Here is a 21772-nt window from a genome sequence, read left to right as displayed (position 1 = left end):
CGGGAAAATCAGGGTTTACCGCTACTGTGGTGCGTATGCGTAAGTTGACAATTGCCTCCATGGCATCCCGCGTGCTAGCCGCCGCGGCTGCGATTGGACTGTGCGCAGCACTCACTGCCTGCGGATCTTCCAACACGTCCTCTGATACCAACTCTTCCGATTCATCGTCGAAGTCTTCCTCCTCGTCTTCTAGCTCATCGAGCTCGCTGAAGAATATGAAGCAGATTCCCGGCATCACTGCTTCTGGCGAACTTGGTAAGAAGCCAACGATTTCATTCGCAACGCCGAAAACTGTTGATGATAATAGCTACGCCATTTTGCAGAAGGGCGATGGCGAGACCATTGGCGCGAAGGATCGCGTGTGCGCGCAAGGCATTTACGTCAGTGCGAAGGACGGTTCTGAAATGGGCAGCACGTGGGAGAAGAACACTCCTGACTGCTCACTGGATATGAGCACGCTTGATGACACGAACGTGTACAAGGAGCTGATCGTCGGCCAGAAGATCAATACGACGATTGCTATTGGTATTAACGATTCGAACTCTTCGGGCACGTCGTACATTATGGTGCTTACGCTCGTCTCGAAGACGACGGATGGCACGCATGCTACTGGCGATAAGGTTGCCGATGTGCCTGCTGATCTGCCGAAGGTGACGCTGGCTAAGAACGGTAAGCCGTCGATTGATATGAACGGCTATAAGGGTAGCGATTCGCTGGTTGCGCAGCCATTGATTAAGGGCAAGGGCGCTGAAGTGCAGGAAAGCAACACGGTGAAGGTGCAGTACACCGGCTGGCTGCTTGATGGCACGCAGTTTGATTCGTCGTGGGATAAGGGCACCCCGATTTCCTTCTCCTTAAGCCAAGTGGTGAAGGGTTGGACGCAGGGTCTGACTGGCCAGACGGTCGGCTCGCAGGTGCTGCTGGTTGTGCCGCCGGATCTTGGATATGGCGATAAGGCGACCGGCTCGATTCCCGCGAATTCTACGCTGGTATTCGTGGTAGATATTCTCGCCGCATACTGATCGACAATCGGATTCGTTAACTACAGAAGGGCTCCTACGGGAGCCCTTCGTTGTATTAATTCATATTTCTATGCCCCACTCTGTTCAGAAGAGGCGCAGACTGTCGTCTTCCGCCCCCCTCATCTCGTCATAGTCGAGAATCAAGCATTCAAAACCGCGGTCTTGAGCGAGAACGCGCGCCTGCGGGGTGATGGTTTGCGCGGCAAAAATGCCATGAACGGGAGCGAGTAGCGGGTCACGATTGAGCAGCTCGCAGTAGCGCGTGAGCTGTTCGACGCCGTCAATACCGCCGTGGCGTTTGATTTCAATGGCAACGTGTTCACCATCGGCGTTAATCGCCATAATGTCAACAGGGCCGATGGCAGTAGGGTATTCGCGGCGCACCAGCTTGGCACCTTCACCAATGCGTTCGATTTGCGCGGCGAGATAACGCTGCAGGTGATCTTCGACACCGTCCTTGACGAGGCCAGGATCTTCGCCCAAATCGTATGTCTCATCAGAGTAGATGTGCTGCAACGTGACTTCGAGAATGTCGCTGGACTTGTCGGCACTCACGCGTAGCACTTTCTGCGGCGTATCGTCCACGCTATCCGAGCCGGTTGCGCTGCCCGCGCGTTCAGCGGTCACGTCTTTGAGCGTGCAGGGAGCCGCCATCCAGTTCAGCGGCTTGTATGAGCCAAGTTCGGAAAAAATCAACAAGCTGTTATCAGCTTTGATGAGCAATACGCGCTTGGCCATCGGCAGAGAAGCAGTCAAACGGCCGGAATACTCGGCGGAACAGTCAGCAACAATAATTCGCACGTCGCAACACTGTAGCAACCCGCAACGGACAATCTTCTCCGGGCATACGGCCGTTTGAAGCCGCTAAACCGGCCGTATGCCCGGGAAGGTCTGCGGAAAGGGACCGTATGCCCGGGATGCGACGGGAAAAACAGGAGCAGTGCAATACGCAAAAAGCCTCCCCGCACCAGAAGTGCGGAGAGGCTTAACTGTGGAAGTACGCCTATTATTCGGCGTCGGCGTCAACGCCCTCGGTGCGAACTACATCGCGACCGCGTTCAACAGCGACCGTGAGCTTGTTCGAATCGAAGGAGATGAATCCGTCAGTGACCTCGAACGCGTGGCGTTCGCCTTCGGGATCCACGACCGAAACCGTACCTCCCTCAATCACCGTGAGCACAGGCTCATGGTTCGGCAGAATGCCCATTCCGCCTTCGGAAGCCGGAATGGTGACCGACTTCGCCGTACCGTGCCACACGGGATGGTCGGCGGCGACGATGTTCACCTCGATGGAGGTCTTTGACGATTCAGCCATCACTCACCCAGTTCCTTCTGCATGTCGTGCCACTTCTTCTCGAGGTCATCGATACCACCGATGCCGGAGAATGCCTGCTCCGGGACGTCGTCATACACGCCGTCGCAGATGCGGGTGAAGGCTTCGATAGTCTCGTCGGCCGGCACATAGGAGCCCGGGCGACCAGTGAACTTCTCAGCCACGTAGAAGTTCTGACCGAGGAACTGCTCGATACGGCGGGCGCGGTTGACGATAGTCTTATCTTCTTCCGAAAGCTCGTCGATACCGATCAGGGCGATGATGTCCTGCAGCTCCTTGTTACGCTGCAGAATCGCCTTCACGCGGTTCGCGCACTCGTAGTGAGCCTGGCCAACGTAACGCGGGTCAAGAATACGAGACGTCGACGAAAGCGGGTCCACAGCCGGGTAAATACCCTTCGAAGCAATATCACGAGACAGCTCAGTGGTTGCGTCGAGGTGAGCGAAGGTCGTAGCCGGAGCCGGGTCAGTGTAATCATCAGCCGGCACGTAGATGGCCTGCAGCGAGGTGATCGAGTGGCCACGGGTCGAGGTGATGCGCTCCTGCAGGGAGCCCATCTCATCGGCCAAGTTCGGCTGGTAACCCACAGCGGAAGGCATACGGCCCAGCAGCGTGGACACCTCAGAACCGGCCTGCGTGAAGCGGAAGATGTTATCGATGAACAGCAGCACGTCCTGGTTCTGCACATCACGGAAGTACTCAGCCATCGTCAGTGCAGTCAGCGGCACGCGCAGACGGGTACCCGGCTGCTCATCCATCTGACCGAAGACCAGTGCGGTCTTCTTCAACACGCCAGCTTCACCCATTTCGCCGATCAGATCGTTACCCTCACGGGTACGCTCACCAACGCCAGCGAACACAGACACACCACCGTGGTTCTGTGCCACACGCTGGATCATTTCCTGGATCAGCACGGTCTTGCCAACGCCTGCACCACCAAACAGACCGATCTTGCCGCCCTGCACGTACGGGGTCAGCAAATCGATAACCTTGATGCCGGTTTCGAACATCTGGGTCTTGGATTCCAGCTGGTCGAATGCCGGTGGCTTGCGGTGGATAGGCCAACGCTCAGTCACGGTGATCTGCTCACCCGGCTGCTTGTTGAGCACGTGGCCGGTCACATCGAACACGTGGCCCAAGGTCACGTCGCCGACAGGCACGGAAATGGAGCTGCCGGTGTCATGAACCGTCGCGCCACGCACGAGGCCATCGGTCGGCTTCAGAGCCACGGCGCGCACAGTGGAATCACCAAGGTGCTGTTCGACCTCAAGCGTGATTGTGTGCGCAGTTTCGCCTTCCTCGTGGGCACCGGTGTTGGTCAGGTCCACGGTCAGCGCGTTGTAAATGTCGGGCAGGTGGCCCACCGGGAATTCGACGTCGATAACCGAACCCTGGATACGCGTCACACGTCCATTGATCGGCTCCGCAGCCGTCTCGGGAGCCGCTGTGGTCTGATTCTCAGACATGGTTCCTACTCTTCCTTTGTGTTCAGCGCGTCGGCGCTGCCGATGATTTCGGTAAGTTCCTGGGTGATCGAAGCCTGACGCGAAGCGTTGAGCTTACGCGTGAGCGAGTCGATCAGGTTGCGCGCGTTCTCCGTGGCCGTGTGCATAGCGTTCTGCCGGCACGCGGTTTCAGAGGCCGCTGCCTCCAGCAAGCATTCGTGAATGCGCGACTGGATGTACTTCGGCAGGATCGTGTCCAGCACCTTCTCCAGGCTCGGCTCGAACGTGTAGAGCGGGCGAACTTCGTCGCTGTCGGGCTGATCGGGGATGTCGGGACCGAAATCACGCGGAGCTTCAACGATCTCCACCGGCAGCATGCGCAGCACGCGTACCTTCTGCACCACCATGTTGATGAACTCGGTGTACACGATGTAGAGCTCAGAAACTCCACCTTCGGCAGCCGACTTCATGTAGGCGCTCATCAGCGCGTTGGAGATCGCCTCGGCGACTTCGACGCCAGGCTTGTCGGTATCACCCTCCCACGTATCGGCAATGTCGCGGTTGCGGTACTTGTAGTACGTCACGCCACGACGGCCATACACGTAGAGTTGCGGCTGCTTGCCGTCCGCATCAAGGCGGGCGAGCAGATCCTCGGTCTCACGGATGATCGACGAGGTATATGCGCCCGCCATACCACGATCCGACGTGAGGGCGAGCACGGCAACCTTCGGGTTGTCTTCCTCTTTCCTCACGATCGGATGCGTAATGTGCGAGTGAGCTACCACGGCCTGTACGGCATCGAAAATCGCATCAGCATAGGGCTTCGCGTTCAGCGCCACGGAACGAGCCTTGGCGATATGCGAAGACGCGATCATCTCCTGGGCGTTGAAGATCTTCTCCAACGAACCCGTAGAGGCGATCCTGCTCTTCAATGCGAGTTGCGATCCCATGGGCTACTTCTTTTCTCCTGCCATCGGGTGCTTGTTCGGATCATGCTCAGGCTTGTCAGCCTTGGACACGATCTGTTCCTGCTCCACCGGCGTCGGGTTCTTGCTCGGGGCCTTCTTGTGCTCGACCAGCGGCTTGCCAGCCTTCGTCACGTAGGTCTCACGGAACGCGTCCACAGCCTTATCAAGAGCTGCTTCGGTATCAGCAGTGAAGTTCTCCGTATCGCGGATGGTCTTGAGGATGTCGGTGTTGTGGTCGAGGTAGTCGAGCATAGCGTGCTCGAACGGCAGCACGTCGCCCAGCGGCAGATCATCCATCTTGCCGTGGGTACCGGCCCACACAGAAACGACTTCCTGCTCCATCGAATACGGCGAGAACTGCGGCTGCTTCAAGAGCTCGGTCAGGTGAGAACCGCGGTTGAGCTGAGCCTTGGATGCTGCATCCAGATCGGATGCGAACATCGCGAAGGATTCCAGCGAGCGGTACTGCGCCAGCGAAATCTTCAGCGTACCGGAGACCTTCTTCAAAGCCTTGGTCTGCGCCGCACCACCGACTCGGGACACGGAGATACCCACGTCCACAGCCGGGCGCTGGTTGGCGTTGAACAGATCGGACTGGAGGAAGATCTGGCCGTCGGTGATGGAGATCACGTTCGTCGGAATGTAGGCAGACACATCGTTTGCCTTCGTCTCGACGATTGGCAGACCAGTCATCGAACCACCGCCAAGGTCATCGGAAACCTTTGCGCAGCGTTCGAGCAGACGGGAGTGCAGGTAGAACACATCACCCGGGTACGCTTCACGCCCCGGCGGACGACGCAGCAGCAGCGAGATCGAACGATACGCTTCAGCCTGCTTCGACAGATCATCGAAGACGATGAGCACGTGCTTGCCGTGGTACATCCAGTGCTGTCCGATGGCGGAACCGGTGTACGGTGCGATGTACTTAAAACCAGCGGAATCAGAAGCCGGGGAAGCAACGATGGTGGTGTATTCCATCGCGCCGGATTCCTCAAGGCTCTGACGCACGGAGGCAATGGTGGAACCTTTCTGACCAACGGCCACGTAGATGCAGCGCACCTGCTTCTTCGGGTCTCCAGATTCCCAGTTTGCCTTCTGATTGATGATCGTATCGATTGCGATAGCGGTCTTACCGGTCTGGCGGTCGCCGATGATGAGCTGGCGCTGGCCACGGCCGATCGGCGTCATTGCGTCGATAGCCTTCAGGCCGGTGGACATTGGCTCGTCGACGGGGTGGCGGTGCATCACGTCGGGGGCCTGAGCCTCCAGGATTCGACGGCCTTCGATGCCCTTGATCTCGCCAAGGCCATCGATGGGGTTGCCCAGCGGGTCCACGGTACGGCCGAGATAGCCGTCGCCGACAGGCACGGAGAGCACTTCGCCGGTGCGTCGGACCTCCTGGCCTTCCTCGATGCCGGTGAAATCGCCGAGGATAACCACACCGATCTCACGGGCGTCAAGGTTAAACGCCAGGCCGAGTGTGCCGTCCTCGAAGGTCAGCAGCTCGTTGGCCATGCAACCAGGCAGTCCCGTCACGTGCGCAATGCCGTCGCCAGCCGTAGCCACGTAGCCCACTTCCTGGGTGGGGGTGTCCGACGGCTTGTACGACTCGACGAAATCATCGAGCGCCTTGCGTATCGTGGCGGGATCAATGGTAAGTTCTGCCATGATCACTCCTTATTGTTGTTCAAAATTCTCTTGGGCCGCGGCCGTCAAGCCGTGCCTCAGGCACTTGCCTGCACCGAGCGGTGCAGCTTCTGCAGCTGCGCGATCACCGTGTTGTCGGTAACCTCGTCGCCAACCTGGATGCGCATGCCGCCGATCACTGTCGGATCGACAACAGAGTTGATGTGCACCGGGTGGTTCAGCTTGGCCGTGTACACGGCGGTCAGCTTCTTGATCTGCTCGATGTTCAATGGCGCCGCCGTAGTGACGGTGATCATCGATTCACCCATATGACGGGAGAACTTGTTGATCAGCCATTGGATGGTCTCAAGATAGCGGCGGTTGCGCGGATTGCAGGTGGCGTGCTCAGCCAGACGCATCGTGACCTTGTTGAAGCCCGTGTTGCCGAGCACATTGTGCAGCAGCTGAATGCGGGCCTGGGCAGGGGCGGATTCGTCGTGCAGCTTCGAGCGAACGACTGGCAGGTTGAGCAGCGCCGAATGCAATTCAGCGAGTTCGATGGAGACCTGCAAGGTCGTACCAGTAGCGTCTGCGTAGTACATCATTGCGTCAACGCCGAAATCTTCGACAGCATTGGCGATGTGTTGCGCGCGGCTCCACTTGCGACCGGCCAGATCAGTCATGATCTCCATGGTCATCGGGTGAGCCGTGGAGCCGATCAGCTCCTTGAGCACAGCGACCTTGTCTTCCACGGGGCGCGACGGATCGGTGAGTGCGCGCTCAAGCTGGACGTGATGGTCGAGCACGTTGGTGATCGTGAACAGTTCGTTGCCGATGCGCCAAGCGTCCTCACCAGTGGCACGCAGCTTGGGAGCCAGCGAGTCACGTGAGACGCGGTCCGCTATACGCGATGCTTCTCCTCGCATTGGTCACCTCCCTTTCTTGGAATACGTCGTCACTTCTTGTCGCTGCCGGCCATGTCGTCGATCATCTTGTCGATCATCGAGGACTGGACGTCATCGTTCTCCAGCTTGGAGCCGAGGATCTTGCCTGCCAATGCCGTAGCCAGCACGCCAACTTCGCCCTTCAAGCTGACCAGCGCCTGCTGATGCTGCGACTCGATAGAGCGCTGCGCATTGGCGGTGATCTGAGCGGCGTCGGATTCGGCGCGGGAACGGGCGTCGGCGATGATGTGCGAGGCTTCTGCACGTGCATCGTCGCGGATCTTGGATGCCTCGACGCGAGCAGTGCTCAGCTGCGCCTCGTACTTCTCCTTGGCGGCGTCAGCTTCAGCCTTAGCGGCTTCAGCTTTGGCGATATTGCCTTCGATCTTCGCCGCACGCTCATCAAGGATGGCGTTGAATTTCGGCATGAAGAACTTGTAGAAGAACAACGCAACGATGACAAGGATAATCAGGGACCACACAATGTCATAGGTGTGCGGCAGGAACAGATCGATGCCACCTTCAGCCAACGTCATTATGAAGCCCTCCTTTCAGTGTTGTGTGCGAATCGTTGCTTGTCGATGTGGACTCAGGCGACGACCAGGGCGGCCACGAAGCCGAGCAGGCCGAGCACCTCGACCAGAGCGAGGCCGATGAACATGATCATCTGGATCTTGCCGGAAACCTCAGGCTGACGGGCGGTGGACTCCATCGCCTTGCCGAACAGGATGCCCAGACCGAGGCCAGGGCCGAGGGTCGCGATGCCGTAGCCGATGACGGAGAGGCTGCCGGAGACCTGCGCGAGAGTAATGATGTCCATTTCTTTTCCTTTCTAACGTGACCGTTAAAAAAATTTGAAAATCTGCTGTTGGTTCTGTTCCTCAAGTACCGCGGCTGTTTGCTGTATGTGCACGTATTGTGCGCGGCAGGCAGGATTGCGGATTGTTTTTGCGGAACAGATTTCAGTTGTACGTTTGGTGCGTTACACGCGTTGTGCGGGCGGATTATCGAGCATTACTGCCGGTCCGCGTGGGGAGGATACTGTTTGTCAACTGTGCGATCGTGGGTAATTTGTAGATAACTACGACCGCGGCGTTAAGGCAGGCGTCAGTCCTCCGGGTAGCTCATGCTGATGTACACGGTCGAAAGGATCGCGAACACGTAGGCCTGTAGGAAGGCAACGAATGCCTCAAACAGGGTCAGCACGAAACCGAAAACGAACCACAGTGCTCCGATCGGGATGCCTGCCAGTTTGTTGGTGGCATCAATAACCCAGTACTGTGCGAATGCCAGCGCGGTGGCGACCAGCAAGTGGCCGGAGACCATGTTGGCGAAGAGTCGAATGGTCAGCGATGCAGGGCGGATAAGAATCAGCTCGCACAGCTGAATAGGGGCCAGCAGGATGTATACCGGCCACGGCACGCCCTTCGGGAAGCATTCATCACGAACGAAGCCCCACAGGCCCTTCTCGCGCACGGCGGTCACCCAGTACTGGATGAGCACCCATACGGCGAAGACGAGCGGCATGACCACAGTGGCGTTTGCTGCCATGTTCATGCCCGGGATGATGCCGCACAGATTGAACACGAAGATCGTGAAGAACAGGGTCGAGATCATTGGCACGTAGCGCTTGCCGCGAGTCTCACCCATGACTTGGTACACAACGCTTTCGCGTACGAAGTCGATGCCCGTCTCGACGATGCTCTGCCAACGCCCAGGAATGAGCTTGGCACGCGAGGCGGTAATACCGAGCACGATCAGCAAAATGATCGTAGCCACGATACGGATGAGGATGATGCGGTTGAGCGCGAACGGCGTTCCCTGGAAGAGGATCTCGGGAGGAAGAAAATCGTTGACTGTAGGCAGGTCAGGGCTTTCTGCCGCAAAAAGCATGCCCATAGCTTCTACCATATTGCGCCTCCTGCTCGCGTTTCTCTGCTGTCAGTCTAGTCTAACGGTTGAGGCGAATGTGACGGTTGGGTTACCTTCGTCCAGCCGCTTTCGAAGCATGCCCGAGCTCCTCGAAGTTGGACGAGGTTTTATGCCCTGACATTCAACTCCGAATGGCTGACTGAGTATTTTTATGGCCAGTTTGGACAACACTTGAAACCCTTTGTTTTCCAATGGTCTTACGGCGTTTCTTGACGCCTTTTCCAGTGAAAAACTATATGACCATAATCTCACTATATGAACAGTTTTATAGAATAATGGCCACGCCCCGTGGACATTTTGGCAAATAACTGTAAGCGCTTTCCACAATGCGGACAGTCCAAACAATAAGAATGCTCACCATTCGACTAGCCGATGTCCACCAACCACCCAACGGATGGTTGGTGTTTGTCTGGTTTACCAGTTCATCGCACTACGAATTTCACTTACCGTGAATAACGCCATACCCATCGTTCAAGAAAGGCGCGAAATCATCCTTACGCGGGCTACCTGGCTCGTGACGAATCGAACGATCCGTACCCAGGCGCTTCTCCGCACGCAATTGCGGCACTTCCGTTAAGTCATATGGCGTGGTCTGATACACCCAATTCAACCAGTTGCGCCACAGCAGATTCGCATGTGCACGCCACGCAAACAGCGGCTCAAGTGACGGATCGTCATGCGGGAAGTAATTGATCGGGAATGGAACATTCGTCAAACCCTTGGCCATATCACGCTCATATTCTTCAGCGAGCGTGTATTTGCCATACTCCCAGTGCCCCAGCGCAAACACTTCAGAAAAGTCACGCGTAGCAATCAAGCCCGGACCTGACTGCGGGCCCCAAGTAAGTACCTGCAAATCGGAGTGTGCACGCACATCATCCTCGTTGACGCCAGCGAGACGCGAATGAGGCTGCAATGCAATCTCATCGAAGCCGTTGGTCAGGAAGCAGTATTCATCTTGCAAATACTGCGGAAACACGCCAAAGACTTTCTGCGCGTAGTCGACCTTGCGCACACCATAGCGGTAGTTCAGCGCCCCCATTGCTCCCCAGCACAAATACATGGTGGAGAACACGTGCGTCGATGCCCAGTCAAGAATGGTTTTGAACTCATCCCAGTAGTCAACCTGCTCAAATGGCATGTGCTCAACAGGCGCACCCGTGACTACAAAACCGTCGTAATAGTTGTCTTTGAACGCATCAAGCGTCTCATAGAACTTCACGAGGTGATCAGCGCTGACATGCGTAGCCTCGTGCGTGGAGGTTTTCATGAAGTCAATCTCCACCTGCAACGGGCTTTTCGAGATCAGGCGCAGCAATTGCGTCTCCGTCTCGATTTTCTTCGGCATCAAATTCAAGATCACTAACTTCAGCGGGCGGACGCGCTGACGCTCCGCTTCAGGCTTCTCAAGCGCAAAAATGCGCTCTGAATCGAGGATGGCACGGGCCGGTAGGCCGCTGGGGATCTTGATAGGCATGCTTCTTATTATTGCAACAGTACGGATATTGAACGCCGCCAGCGATATCGGAAACTTTTATAGCGCGCGATCGACATGCGACATCGCGCGGCAATCACGCCGCGACACGCCGATTTGACATATGACAATCGCACTGTATCTTTGATTGAGCTGTTTGAAACAGCCGTCGCGGGGTGGAGCAGCTCGGTAGCTCGCTGGGCTCATAACCCAGAGGTCCATGGTTCAAATCCATGCCCCGCTACCAATCAGAAGGCTTGGAATCGTAGGAATTCCAAGCCTTCTTGCGTTTCCAACACTTACGCTCTGCGAGCGCGCGCGATCAGCAGCGCTGCGATAGCGAACACGCTGATTGCCAGTATCGACTCTACGATCGTGATGATGTCGGCGCCTGTCGGCGGCAGTGCCGGCGGCTCTTCTTCACCAGGCTCATCGATTTCTTCAATAGTGACGATTTCACCTTCCACGCCCAGCTCATGCGAGGCAAGTACGTCGCCGTCCGCACTCATCAGTGAAGCTCTCCAGTACACTAACCCAGCAATGGGCGAGCTCACCTGTGGGCTATATACGGTCTGATCTTGCAGTGTTACGTCGATTTCCACACGAACCTCGTCGAGCAGCGTGCCACTGAAGCCAGGTTCCTCACCTTCTGCGATTGCCTGATACGCGGTAAATGTTACGTAGGCACCTTCGGGCACTGCACCAATAATGCGCGCACTATCGCGGAATACTTCACCGACATTCACCTGTTCAGGATCTACCTGTGTGTTCAACGTTGGTATCGCAGGTTCTTCTTGCTCCTCGGGTGGCTCAGGAGGTTCCGGAGGCCCTGGCGGCTCTTCAGGCTGTTGGATTCTTACGCGTTCCCACGGATCGTCATACGCGCTTGATGCGGCTTGAACTCGATCATCGCCGCGGAAACTCCACACAAATACGTACCATCCATGCGTTCGGGCAGTAATGGTCACCGGATTACCGTGCGCATCAGGAGCCTCACCCCCAACATGGTGCACGCCATTCGTGGCTGGAAAATCCCATGTGCCAATCAGCTGATGATTCGCATCTTCTTGTGGCACTGTTGCACCTTGCGGGCGATATTGATCATCATTCGCTGGATTATCGGGATCGCCCGCCCACCAAACACTCACTTGCGCGTATGGTTCATCAGCCGCGAATCCGAATGTTTCATCACCGGCAAATGAGCCGTGATCGTCAGGAAAACCCGTCACCGTGATCGTGTCGCTCATGCTCAACCCCGGTACGCCAACGTGCTCAGCAACGCTCGAAGCTACTTGTACGCGCGACCGATTCGCATTGGTTTCTTCTGGATCTAAAAAACCAGTTACCACATCTGCTTCAAGCCGATCACGCACCCACGTATCTTGCCGATCGCGTTCAAAAGCCCATACCCATGTGCCAAAACCGCCATCAGATGGCACCCGATACGCGGTGTCTCCTCCCGGCTCGGTCATAGCCGTGGCGCTCACTGTTTGGTCAGGCGCAGTAAACAATGCCGTAGCGTACGCAACCGGCTCAAACCCACTCACTGCAAGCCGTGCGAGAAAATCTTTGGCACGTTCACCATCCGAGGGTGTAATCATTGCTGACTCATGTACTTGTTCAGCGGTAATACCGTCAAAATACCAACCGGTTGCCTCCATTGGCTTGCCGTCAGGCCAGAACCCGTCGGCAGCCACTCCAGAGATCACATCGTCAATAACAACTTCGCCAGCATCCACACTCTTTGCAGTAGTACGCGTGCGAAGCGTCACCCCGGGATCTTGGTCAACAGTGAGCGTAATCGCCTTGCCAGAAGAGCGAACCATACGCTCATGATGATGAATGAGATCCTGCCTACTTCCATTGTCAAGTCGCTCAATAGCGTCGTGATCATACTGCACATCGATCTCAACGGCTCCCTTACCCGTTGCCGTCCACGAATGCGTAACCGGCTCCGTGGCAGAAACCCCATCAATAGTCGCTTCCCCGTTATCAAACACTGCAGGACCATCAATGACTGCGGTATATGGAACACCTGCCACCGCTTGACCTTCAGCATTCGTTACCGCAACTTCAATCTCGCCAGCACCAAGCCCATACGCTTCAGTGCGCACTACTTTGGCGCCAACAGGTGCTTCGCGCCCTGCCTCTTGCCACAACTGTTCTGCACGTTCAATCACACGCGGATACGACCTTGCAATAGACACCCGATCTAATTGCCATACATCGGGCAGCAGATCAAAATACTCATGCACGAGGAACGCAATTGCTGCATGCGTGTACGTTTTGTCGTCATCGTAATCATATTGGGCGTCAACATCGTAACGTTTCATCAGCCACGCTAATCGTCGCGCCGTCTCATCATGCTCGATAACTGAGGTCGAACCAACCCAATAATGCATAGGAACCCGTGATTCAATGCAGTAATAGTAGCTGCGTGCATCACGCGCTAACGCTCCGATCGGCTGATTGCCACGACTGTCCTTATATATAAGTTTCACATCCCCACCAGTCGAGGAGAGATATTCTGGCGTTGCGTGAGCTCGCGGGGTTGCAGCAAACACAGTCGCACCGATCATCATGCACATTGCGCACAATGCAATGCACACCCCCAACCATGCACGCAATCGGGCATACCCAACAATCCCACGCCACGCGCAATGCGCGCCACCACATGGTCCGCGCACGCCGCCACTGCGATGTGACATGCCGCCGCCAGTGTGCCGCTCGCTACTCGTGTGCCGATCGCCGTTATGCCCGGCCCCCATACCGTTCATAGTGCTCATCTGGTTCCCCTTCACCATATTCGCCGCCCCGTTGCGACGGTTTTGCCAAGGATCGCACAGATCCGCCTTCCACCGGGCGAAAACCAAGCAATGTGGTCGAAGCCTCGCCTTTTCGGCGTGTTGTGGATAACTTTGCAGGCGAGTTATCCACATTCAGCCCAATACCACCTCATAAACGCTGCAAAACAGCGAAAGTATGCACAATGAGATGTTCCCTTCAAGAAAACATTCAGGTTATACAATGAGCGGTATGGCAGAAGAAAAGAAAGGCGCTTCAGCGCTTACCAGTAGTACCAAGTCCGCCACCACCCGCCGGTCCACATCCGGCGCACAGTCTGCAACTCGTCGTAAATCTACGCGATCGCAGAAAGCAACGAAGCAGACCGCCGATTTCACACACGGCGAAGTCCCAGCTCCCAGCATCCCCGTCACCGATCCTGCGCAGTTCGGCCGTATCGCCGTTATGGACATCACACCACACGAGGAATTCGGCCGTTACCCCGCTCGCGTCGAGCTGGGTGAGCCGTTCAAGGTGACCGCACAAGTCTTTATCGAAGGCCGCACCAAGGTTGGCGCCACTGCTGTAGTGCGCAATCACCGCGGCAAGGAAATGCAGCGTCTGCCAATGACGTGCACGAACCCCGGTTTGGACCGTTGGGAAGTTATGCTCACCTGCGGCGAGCGCAGCGATGTCAAACCGTGGGAAGATGATTTTGCCGCCGTTAAGCGCCAGCTCGGCGAGTGGACTGTCACCATCGAAGGCTGGGAAGATACGTATAAGTCTTGGCTGCACGATGCTGATATCAAGGTGAAGGTCGGCGATAGCGATACTGATAATGCGCTCAAGTCTGGCGCACAGCTGCTCGCTCGCTGGGCAAAGACCACCGATTCGCATTTGAACGCAGCCCAGCGCAAGACGCTGAATGATGCGGCTAAGACCATGGATGATGAGTCGCTCACGCCTAAGGAGCGCTTGGCTGCTGCCACGTCTGACGCTATCACTGAACTGCATGTCACTAACCCGCTGCGCGATGGCATCTCCCCCAGCCAGCCGCAGCGTTTCCTGGTGCAGCGCCCTGAATCCAGCTTCGCCGCATGGTATCAGTTCTTCCCGCGTTCGGAAGGCGCGTATGTTGATCCGACTACGGGCAAGATTGTGCAGGGTACGCTCAAGACGTCCGTCACTGGTCTTGAGCGCGCAAAGGCGGAAGGCTTTGACATTGTGTACTTGCCGCCGATTTTCCCGATTGGCGTAACGAACCGTAAGGGCAAGAACAATACGCTGGTTGCCGGCCCTGACGACCCGGGCTCTCCGTTCGGTATTGGTTCTGAGCTGGGCGGTCACGACACTGTTGACCCGCTGTTGGGCACTATGGACGACTTTAAGGCGCTGGTTGCCAAGGCTCACGAGCTGGGTCTTGAGATCGCACTCGACTTTGCGCTGCAGTGCTCGCCTGATCACCCGTGGGTCAAGGCGCATCCGGAATGGTTCCGCCACAAGCCGGACGGCACGATCGCGTTCGCGGAGAACCCGCCGAAGAAGTATCAGGACATTTATCCGATTGACTTCAACGCTGACATGCCTGGCATTGAGAAGGAAGTCGAACGCATTCTCGAACTGTGGATTGCCGCTGGCGTGACGATCTTCCGCGTTGACAACCCGCACACGAAGCCGGTTCGCTTCTGGCAGGATGTGATCGCCGCGGTTACCAAGCGTCACCCGGAAGTCCTGTTCCTCGCCGAGGCGTTCACCCGCCCGGGCATGATGCGCGCGCTCAGCTACGTGGGCTTCACGCAGTCGCACTGCTACTTCCCGTGGCGTAACACCAAGGAGGAGCTGGCCGAGTACTTCGCGGAGACGAACGGCGACGACGGCTACTACCAGCACAACACGTTCTGGCCGACCACGCCGGATATTCTTACCGCTTACGTACGCGACAACGGCATCGCTGGCCACTGCGTGCGCGCAGTGCTGGCCGCGATGGGCTCGCCGTCGTGGGGTATTTACAACGGTTTCGAACTGGTTGAGAACCGTCAGCGCCCCGGCTTTGAGGAGCAGATCGACAACGAGAAGTACGAGATCAAGGTGCGCGACTGGGCCGACGCCAACAAGTACGGCATCGCTGCGATGCTGACTTCGCTCAACCGCATCCGCCGCGAGCACAAGGCTGCGTTCAGCTACCACAACCTGACCGTGCTGGAGACCTCGGATCCGTCGATTCTTGCGTTCGCACGTCACACGCCGGCCGAGCTGACTGGTACTGGCAAGCCGGAGACGCTGATCGTGGTGGTTAACCTCGACGGCCACAACGCGCATCAGTCCACCGTGCATCTCGAGCTGCCGGACTTCGACATCGACCCGGCCAAGGGCGCGCACGTGCGTGACGAGCTGACCGGTCGCGAGTTCGACTGGAGCTGGGACAACTTCGTCTCGCTGGCCCCGTGGGCCGACGTGGCGCACATCTTCACTGTCGTGCGCGACTAGTCTTCGCTAGACGTACATTATTGGCCGCAACCGAGTCCGTGCTTCGCCATCACGACTCGGTTGCGGCCATTTTTTGCAATACACACAACGCGGTATTGTGGTGCATGTCAATTACTGTCGATTTCAAGGAGAAATGACATGGCAGAAACCTTCAACGTCGTGGTCGAGATCCCGCGCGGTTCCAAGAACAAGTACGAAGTGGACCAGGAGACCGGCCGCGTGTTCCTGGATCGTGAGCTGTTCACCGCGATGGGCTACCCGGATGACTACGGCTACATCGAGGGCACGCTGGGCGAGGATGGCGATCCGCTGGATGCGCTCGTGATGGTCAAGAACTCCGTGTTCCCGGGCTGCGTCATCGAGTGCCGCGCCGTGGGCCTGTACCACATGGAGGACGAAGAGGGCGGCGACGACAAGGTGCTGTGCGTGCCGGCCGATGTCCGCTACGACGGCATCAAGGACGTCAAGGACGTCAACGAGTACCACCTCGCTGAGATCAAGCACTTCTTCGAGCAGTACAAGGCCCTCGAGCCCGGCAAGGAAGTCAAGCCCGGCGACTACTGGACTGGCGCGGACGTCGCCGAAAAGGAAATCGTCGAAGCGCGTGAGCGTCTCGCGAACAGCGCGAAGTGATTTCCGTCAGCGAAGCCCAGTGGGCTTCGCGCGGCGACGTGCGAGCCGACAGGCGAGCCAACACTGAGCCGGCCGCAGGCCGTCCATAATTGCAGGACCGTGGCCGAAAATCATCGCAGCCCGCGAGCGCCTGACCGCTTCGCAGAAGTGATTTCCCTACGCGGATAATCTGTCCGTTTACACAAGGGCCATTTACACAAGGGCCGTTCCCACTATGGGAGCGGCCCTTGCTATACTTGGCCTCTGTAATTTCTCGACATGCGAACAGCATTCGCTTTCGGAATTCAAAGCCGGCCAGCTGCCGGCAGTTCTATGTCGGCGCTCCTAGGCGTAGGCGGGTAGGCCCCGTCGAGGCCCATCCCGTGGGAGACCGATGGGATGAACCTGTTATTTCAGCATGATTCAAATACTGCTTATTTCCGTTTCTGTCGCCATGGATGCCTTCGCTGTTTCAATCGGCAAGGGTCTAACTGTGAAGAAGGCTCGTTTCATTGATGCGTTGAAATGTGGCTTGTGGTTTGGCGGCTTTCAGGCGCTGTTCCCACTGTTGGGCATTTTTGCAGCTTCCGCGTTGGCTTCGTATGTGACTGCTGTTGATCATTGGATTATTTTTGGCTTGCTGCTCGTTATTGGCGGCAATATGATTCGCGAAGCGTTTGAAGAGGAAGAGGAGAACGCGAAGGAGAACCCTGAGTTTGATTGGAAGCATATGCTTCCTCTTGCCGTTGCATGCAGTATTGATGCGTTTGCGGTGGGCGTGAGCTTAGGCCTGATGAAGTTGAATATCGCGTTTACTGTGGCGTCGATGGGTGTGGTAACTGGCCTGTTTTCGATTGCGGGTATTTATATTGGCCGCGTGTTTGGATCGCGTTGGCAGAAGCCCGCACAGATTGCCGGCGGTGTGGTGTTGATTGTGATCGGCTTGAAGGTGCTGTTGGAACACTTGGGCGTGCTGGCCTAACTAGAAACAGCCAAAACAGCTACATGAACAAAAAATAATGTGCCCTATGACCATCGTCATAGGGCACATTTCATATCATCAATATCGTCACCGTCACCAATGCATGCAACGCAATCGCAACCCTCACGCTCCGAGCAGTTGCATCACAAAGCATGCTGCAAACACCATTAAGCCGCTGAACATCACGGGCAGCAGTCCAATGCCCACCCACGGTGCTGGCAATGCGGGATCCGGGTCAGCTTCGCGCCACCACGGAACAGAGCAAATGGCAAACAGCACCGCTATCACAGCAAACACCGCCATAACTGCAATGAACGCGCCAAGAAGTCCCTCGTCTGGAGCTGCAGCGCCTATTGTTACCAGATCAGGCAGGAAGCACCAGCCGGCTACGCTTACGGAGGCGGCGCCACCGGTTACACAGTGCGATAGCGCACGAATAAGATGACTACGCTCCTCGCGAGCCATTTGACGGCCAAATGCGACAATCGTCAGTACGATCAGCAGCACCGCAAAGCATACTGCCCAACGCACGAGACGATACATGAGATGCTTGCCGTCGAGCGCGAGCGGTCCAGCTGCGGGGAAGAAACTATCGCTTGCTAATGGCGTTACTGCGCACGTTACGGACAGTACGCCAGCTACCAAACCAATCAGTCGATCTGGCAATCCTGCGCGGAACGGCCAGCACACGTGGAATACCACAAGAATCACTGCAACGAGCAGGATTGCCGCACCCAACGCTGCCACGGAATCCATGCCAAACGCGAATCCCAGCACAACAGCTAAGCCAAACAGCACCGCGTAAGACACCACTTGCACTGTGAGTACACGTGCTGGCGTCCGTTCCTCTCCGTCACGCAGCTCGCCATCGGCCATCGTTACCCTCCCGTACATATACGTAGCGGCTCCTATGAGTCGCCTGTCTCATTACAGCTTAGATTATCGTTTACTGTCCACATAATGCGCCTACAATGAGGCAAATAAATTTTCCGTTTACATTGGTAAGTACATGGAAAGGGGAGCAACGTGACAGATCTGACGCTGATGACCTTTGCGACTGATCCCGCAACCGTGCTTCCCTCGCTAACACTGCTCTCTCACCGTGTGCGAGTGTTGCCGATGGACGCGGCAAGCTTAGTGAAAATGCCCGAAAACACAGTGCTGTTTTTGGATGCGCGTGACGATCTGGCTACTGCTAAAACATTGTGCCGTCTGATTCACGCTTCTGGTTTGTCTACGCCGATTGTGCTAGTGCTCACTGAGGGCGGTTTTACTGTCGTAAATTCCCAGTGGGGCATTGCTGACGTGGTGGTGTCTACAGCGTCTCCTGCTGAGGTAGAGGGCCGTCTGCGTTTGGTATCTGAACGCGGTAATGCTCCGGTTACGGGCACGTCTGGCGTGAGCGATGATACGGTGCAGAATGAGGATGGTCAGATTCGTTCCGGCGATTTGATCGTGGATACGAACGGCTACACCGCATCGTTGCATGGCCGCCCGATCGACCTTGCGTATAAGGAGTTTGAGCTGCTCAAGTATTTGGTGCAGCATCCTGGCCGCGTGTTCACTCGCGCACAGCTGTTGCAAGAGGTGTGGGGGTACGACTACTACGGTGGCACTCGCACTGTTGACGTGCATATTCGTCGTTTGCGCGCCAAGCTCGGTGGCGAATATGAGCATCTCATTGGCACGGTGCGCAATGTTGGCTATCGTTTCGACCCGCCAGAAGATGAGCATGACGATGCGCCAGGGCACCCGCATACGATGCACGCCGGTACCGTGAACTAAGTAGGCGTAATTATGCCGCGCGAGTCCAAACGGGCACGCTTGGAACGAATGCATGCCGAGTATGCGCTGCTGGTTGAGGAAATTCCCGAGCCGAAGTGCGCGTTGAATTTTTCTACACCACTGCAATTGTTGATTGCCACGGTGTTGAGCGCGCAAACTACTGATAAGCGTGTCAATACGGTTACCCCTGAACTGTTTGACCGCTACCCTACTGCTGCTGACTTGGCGAATGCGCGCCCCGCAGATCTTGAAGCAATTATTCGCCCTTTGGGGTTTTACCGTTCGAAATCGCAGCATTTACTCGGGTTGGCAGCGGCTCTTGAAGAACGGTTCAATGGTGAAGTGCCGCGCACCATGGATGAATTGGTTACGCTGCCTGGTGTTGGCCGCAAAACCGCGAATGTGGTGTTGGGAAACGCGTTTCATGTGCCTGGTTTCCCGGTAGATACGCATGTCATGCGCGTGACGGGCCGCTTGCGTTGGCGTGACGATTGGAATAGTGCGCATCCTGATCCGGTGCGTATTGAACGTGAGATTTGCGCGTGCTTTGACCCAAGTGAGTGGACGGACTTGTCGCATCGGCTTATTGTGCATGGCCGCGCAGTGTGCCATGCACGCAAGCCGGATTGTGCACACTGCCCGTTGCAAGCAACGTGCCCGTTCGTCGCTGTAGCGTAAGCGACGCGGAGTCGAAGCGAGCGACGCCAAACAACGCAAACAACGCGACTTGTGCGAGCTGTGTGAACAGCGATTCCGCCCGCGGACATACCACCTTGTGCGTTCACCCCGCGCATTAGACTCAAACCCATGCACAGGGAGAAGCTCAGCACCACCGTAAAACCCATCATCGTATTCGTTATTGTTGCGGCCGTGCTCGGCTCTCTAGTGTGGTTGGGCTGGTCGCTGCTACATCGTCAGTATTCGCTGCCAGTGGTTGATGATCTGCAGTCCAATGTCAAAGTGAATGTTGGCGTTGTCGGCGCCCCGCAGTCGCTTGATATTCGTACGAATGCTGATACTGCGCTTGATCAAGCACTCATTGGCAACGTGTATGAGACGCTTATCGCTACTGACTCGCAGAACAAGCTGACGGCCGGATTGGCTTCGAAATGGTCTGTGTCGGATGATGGGTTGACGTACACGTTCTCTATGCGCCGCGCGCAGTTTGCGAACGGCGATACCTTGGATGCTTCCGATGCCGCATGGTCATTGAAGAAGATTATCGAAAAACAGTATCAGGGCGCTGATCGACTGACTGCAATCTCTGGCGTTGCTGCAAACGGCACGAAGTTGACGATCACACTGCGCGAACCTGATCCGCGTCTGTTGCGCACGCTGAGCGGCCGCGCAGGCATCGTATACGATTCGCAGCAGGCTGGCCTTGATTTTGCTACTCAAACCGCCGGTTCTGGCCCGTTTATTGTCGAACATTTCCAGCCTGGCCAGCGTATTGTGTTGGAGCGCAATGCTGATTATTGGGGTGTGAAAGCGAAAGCGGCAAGCATTACGCTGATGTACCGCTCCTCTACTGCTGACTTGGCGGCAGCGCTGAATAATAAGGAAATTGACGCTGCTGTAGCGCTCGATCAGTCGGCTGTCAGCACCATTACCGTGCCGGATATGGTGGTGAAGCAAGGCCGTAGTACGCGCAAAATCATCCTCGGCATGAGTAATAACACTGCGTCGATTCTGTCCGATAAGCGGTACCGTCAGGCAGTACGTTATTTAGTAGACCGTCAGGCGATGACGGACGCGCTGGGCGGCGGTGAGACGCTGAACGGCCCGTTTGCCCCGCTTGACGAGCATGGCAGTGATGGCAGCGCTGATATTTTCCCGCATGATACGGCTAAAGGCACTGAGCTTATTTCGTATTTCCGGTATCGCAGCGGCGCACGCCGACCGCTGACGTTCGTGTGCCCGCAACGCTATGGGGACGCGGGCGCGAAGATTGGTGAACTGTTGCAGCAGACGCTGGGTAGCGACCCGGCGAACGTTGATCTGACAGTGAACATGGTGGATGACGCCACATGGCAGCAGACGGTAGTGCAGGATCGTAACTTTGATTTCACGCTCTACGAGGTCGATGGCGAGGATGATCTCGATGCGCTGATGGGCGATGAGTCGTTTATTGCTTTTGTGAGCGCCGACTCTCAGCAAGCGTGGGATACCGCGTTGCATAGCGCTACTGCTGACGAGTATGCGAAGAACTTTAAGACATTCGCCACGATGCTTAACGATGATTCTCCAGTGGATTGGATTTGCGCACGCAAGCCGATTACCGTGTACGCGAACGATTTGACAGGGCTGCCTTCGAATATGACGTATACGCGCATTCCGCTGGTCAATGTGACGAGCGCGAACTAACGCATAGGGTAAAC

19 protein-coding genes and 1 tRNA gene are annotated in these 21772 nt (G+C 56.5%); 8 read left to right on the top strand and 12 right to left on the bottom strand.

Annotated elements, in window-relative coordinates:
• Positions 1 to 35 precede the first annotated feature (35 nt).
• Positions 36 to 1022, top strand: coding sequence for an FKBP-type peptidyl-prolyl cis-trans isomerase (locus tag D2E25_RS09690; RefSeq protein WP_125982284.1), 987 nt, complete (start codon positions 36 to 38; stop codon positions 1020 to 1022).
• Positions 1023 to 1106: 84 nt separating this feature from the next.
• Here D2E25_RS09690 and nucS read toward each other — a convergent pair whose 3' ends face one another.
• From nucS to D2E25_RS09640, 10 genes are all read right to left on the bottom strand, one after another.
• Positions 1107 to 1823, bottom strand: a complete 717-nt coding sequence (nucS, locus tag D2E25_RS09685; protein WP_125982282.1) for an endonuclease NucS — start codon at positions 1821 to 1823, stop codon at positions 1107 to 1109.
• Between the two features lie 205 nt (positions 1824 to 2028).
• Positions 2029 to 2337, bottom strand: a complete 309-nt coding sequence (locus D2E25_RS09680) for a F0F1 ATP synthase subunit epsilon (protein ID WP_164514804.1) — start codon at positions 2335 to 2337, stop codon at positions 2029 to 2031.
• Positions 2337 to 3821, bottom strand: a complete 1485-nt coding sequence (gene atpD, locus D2E25_RS09675) for a F0F1 ATP synthase subunit beta (RefSeq protein ID WP_125982278.1) — start codon at positions 3819 to 3821, stop codon at positions 2337 to 2339. Before atpD ends, D2E25_RS09680 begins: the two co-directional genes overlap by 1 nt.
• 5 nt (positions 3822 to 3826) lie before the next feature.
• Positions 3827 to 4750, bottom strand: a complete 924-nt coding sequence (locus D2E25_RS09670) for a F0F1 ATP synthase subunit gamma (RefSeq protein WP_125982276.1) — start codon at positions 4748 to 4750, stop codon at positions 3827 to 3829.
• Positions 4751 to 4753: 3 nt separating this feature from the next.
• The gene (atpA, locus tag D2E25_RS09665) at positions 4754 to 6436 is read right to left on the bottom strand and encodes a F0F1 ATP synthase subunit alpha (protein WP_125982273.1); all 1683 of its coding nucleotides are present in this window, start codon (positions 6434 to 6436) and stop codon (positions 4754 to 4756) included.
• A gap of 56 nt (positions 6437 to 6492) precedes the next feature.
• On the bottom strand, positions 6493 to 7320 hold the full coding sequence (locus D2E25_RS09660) for a F0F1 ATP synthase subunit delta (RefSeq protein WP_125982271.1): 828 nt from the start codon (positions 7318 to 7320) through the stop codon (positions 6493 to 6495).
• A 29-nt stretch (positions 7321 to 7349) separates the two neighbouring features.
• Complete coding sequence (locus D2E25_RS09655; protein WP_125982269.1) at positions 7350 to 7874, bottom strand: F0F1 ATP synthase subunit B; 525 nt, start codon at positions 7872 to 7874, stop codon at positions 7350 to 7352.
• A 53-nt stretch (positions 7875 to 7927) separates the two neighbouring features.
• Positions 7928 to 8158 carry an ATP synthase F0 subunit C gene (gene atpE, locus D2E25_RS09650; protein WP_125982266.1) on the bottom strand — a complete coding sequence of 77 codons (231 nt, stop codon included), beginning with the start codon at positions 8156 to 8158 and terminating at the stop codon, positions 7928 to 7930.
• A gap of 287 nt (positions 8159 to 8445) precedes the next feature.
• Entirely contained in the window at positions 8446 to 9249 is an 804-nt protein-coding gene (atpB, locus tag D2E25_RS09645; RefSeq protein WP_125982264.1) for a F0F1 ATP synthase subunit A, read from the bottom strand.
• A gap of 460 nt (positions 9250 to 9709) precedes the next feature.
• Positions 9710 to 10747 carry a homoserine O-succinyltransferase gene (locus D2E25_RS09640; RefSeq protein ID WP_125982262.1) on the bottom strand — a complete coding sequence of 346 codons (1038 nt, stop codon included), beginning with the start codon at positions 10745 to 10747 and terminating at the stop codon, positions 9710 to 9712.
• A 167-nt stretch (positions 10748 to 10914) separates the two neighbouring features.
• On the opposite strand from D2E25_RS09640, the gene D2E25_RS09635 reads away from it, so the two are divergent.
• Positions 10915 to 10991, top strand: a tRNA-Met gene (locus D2E25_RS09635).
• Positions 10992 to 11043: 52 nt separating this feature from the next.
• Here the strand turns inward: D2E25_RS09635 and D2E25_RS09630 are convergent.
• The gene (locus tag D2E25_RS09630) at positions 11044 to 13530 is read right to left on the bottom strand and encodes a peptidase (protein WP_125982260.1); all 2487 of its coding nucleotides are present in this window, start codon (positions 13528 to 13530) and stop codon (positions 11044 to 11046) included.
• Positions 13531 to 13780: 250 nt separating this feature from the next.
• Here D2E25_RS09630 and D2E25_RS09625 point away from each other — a divergent pair, with 250 nt between their 5' ends.
• The 3 genes from D2E25_RS09625 (at position 13781) to D2E25_RS09615 (ending at position 17609) form a co-directional block, all read left to right on the top strand.
• Positions 13781 to 16015, top strand: a complete 2235-nt coding sequence (locus D2E25_RS09625; RefSeq protein WP_164514803.1) for an alpha-1,4-glucan--maltose-1-phosphate maltosyltransferase — start codon at positions 13781 to 13783, stop codon at positions 16013 to 16015.
• Positions 16016 to 16153: 138 nt separating this feature from the next.
• Entirely contained in the window at positions 16154 to 16648 is a 495-nt protein-coding gene (locus D2E25_RS09620) for an inorganic diphosphatase (RefSeq protein WP_100496479.1), read from the top strand.
• Positions 16649 to 17045: 397 nt separating this feature from the next.
• On the top strand, positions 17046 to 17609 hold the full coding sequence (locus tag D2E25_RS09615) for a manganese efflux pump MntP (RefSeq protein WP_125982255.1): 564 nt from the start codon (positions 17046 to 17048) through the stop codon (positions 17607 to 17609).
• Between the two features lie 123 nt (positions 17610 to 17732).
• On the opposite strand, the gene D2E25_RS09610 is transcribed toward D2E25_RS09615, so the two are convergent.
• Complete coding sequence (locus D2E25_RS09610; RefSeq protein ID WP_164514802.1) at positions 17733 to 18503, bottom strand: hypothetical protein; 771 nt, start codon at positions 18501 to 18503, stop codon at positions 17733 to 17735.
• 132 nt (positions 18504 to 18635) lie between these two features.
• On the opposite strand from D2E25_RS09610, the gene D2E25_RS09605 reads away from it, so the two are divergent.
• The 3 genes from D2E25_RS09605 (at position 18636) to D2E25_RS09595 (ending at position 21758) form a co-directional block, all read left to right on the top strand.
• Positions 18636 to 19394 carry a winged helix-turn-helix transcriptional regulator gene (locus D2E25_RS09605; protein WP_125982253.1) on the top strand — a complete coding sequence of 253 codons (759 nt, stop codon included), beginning with the start codon at positions 18636 to 18638 and terminating at the stop codon, positions 19392 to 19394.
• Between the two features lie 12 nt (positions 19395 to 19406).
• On the top strand, positions 19407 to 20072 hold the full coding sequence (gene nth / locus D2E25_RS09600) for an endonuclease III (protein ID WP_164514801.1): 666 nt from the start codon (positions 19407 to 19409) through the stop codon (positions 20070 to 20072).
• Positions 20073 to 20201: 129 nt separating this feature from the next.
• Entirely contained in the window at positions 20202 to 21758 is a 1557-nt protein-coding gene (locus D2E25_RS09595; protein WP_125982251.1) for an ABC transporter substrate-binding protein, read from the top strand.
• The last annotated feature ends 14 nt before the right edge of the window (positions 21759 to 21772 follow it).

The sequence above is a fragment of the Bifidobacterium goeldii genome (assembly GCF_003951095.1).
In the GTDB taxonomy this organism is placed as follows: Bacteria; Actinomycetota; Actinomycetes; order Actinomycetales; family Bifidobacteriaceae; genus Bifidobacterium; species Bifidobacterium goeldii.
Note: the sequence above shows the minus strand (reverse complement) of the source record. Positions and strands in the feature narration are given on the sequence as shown.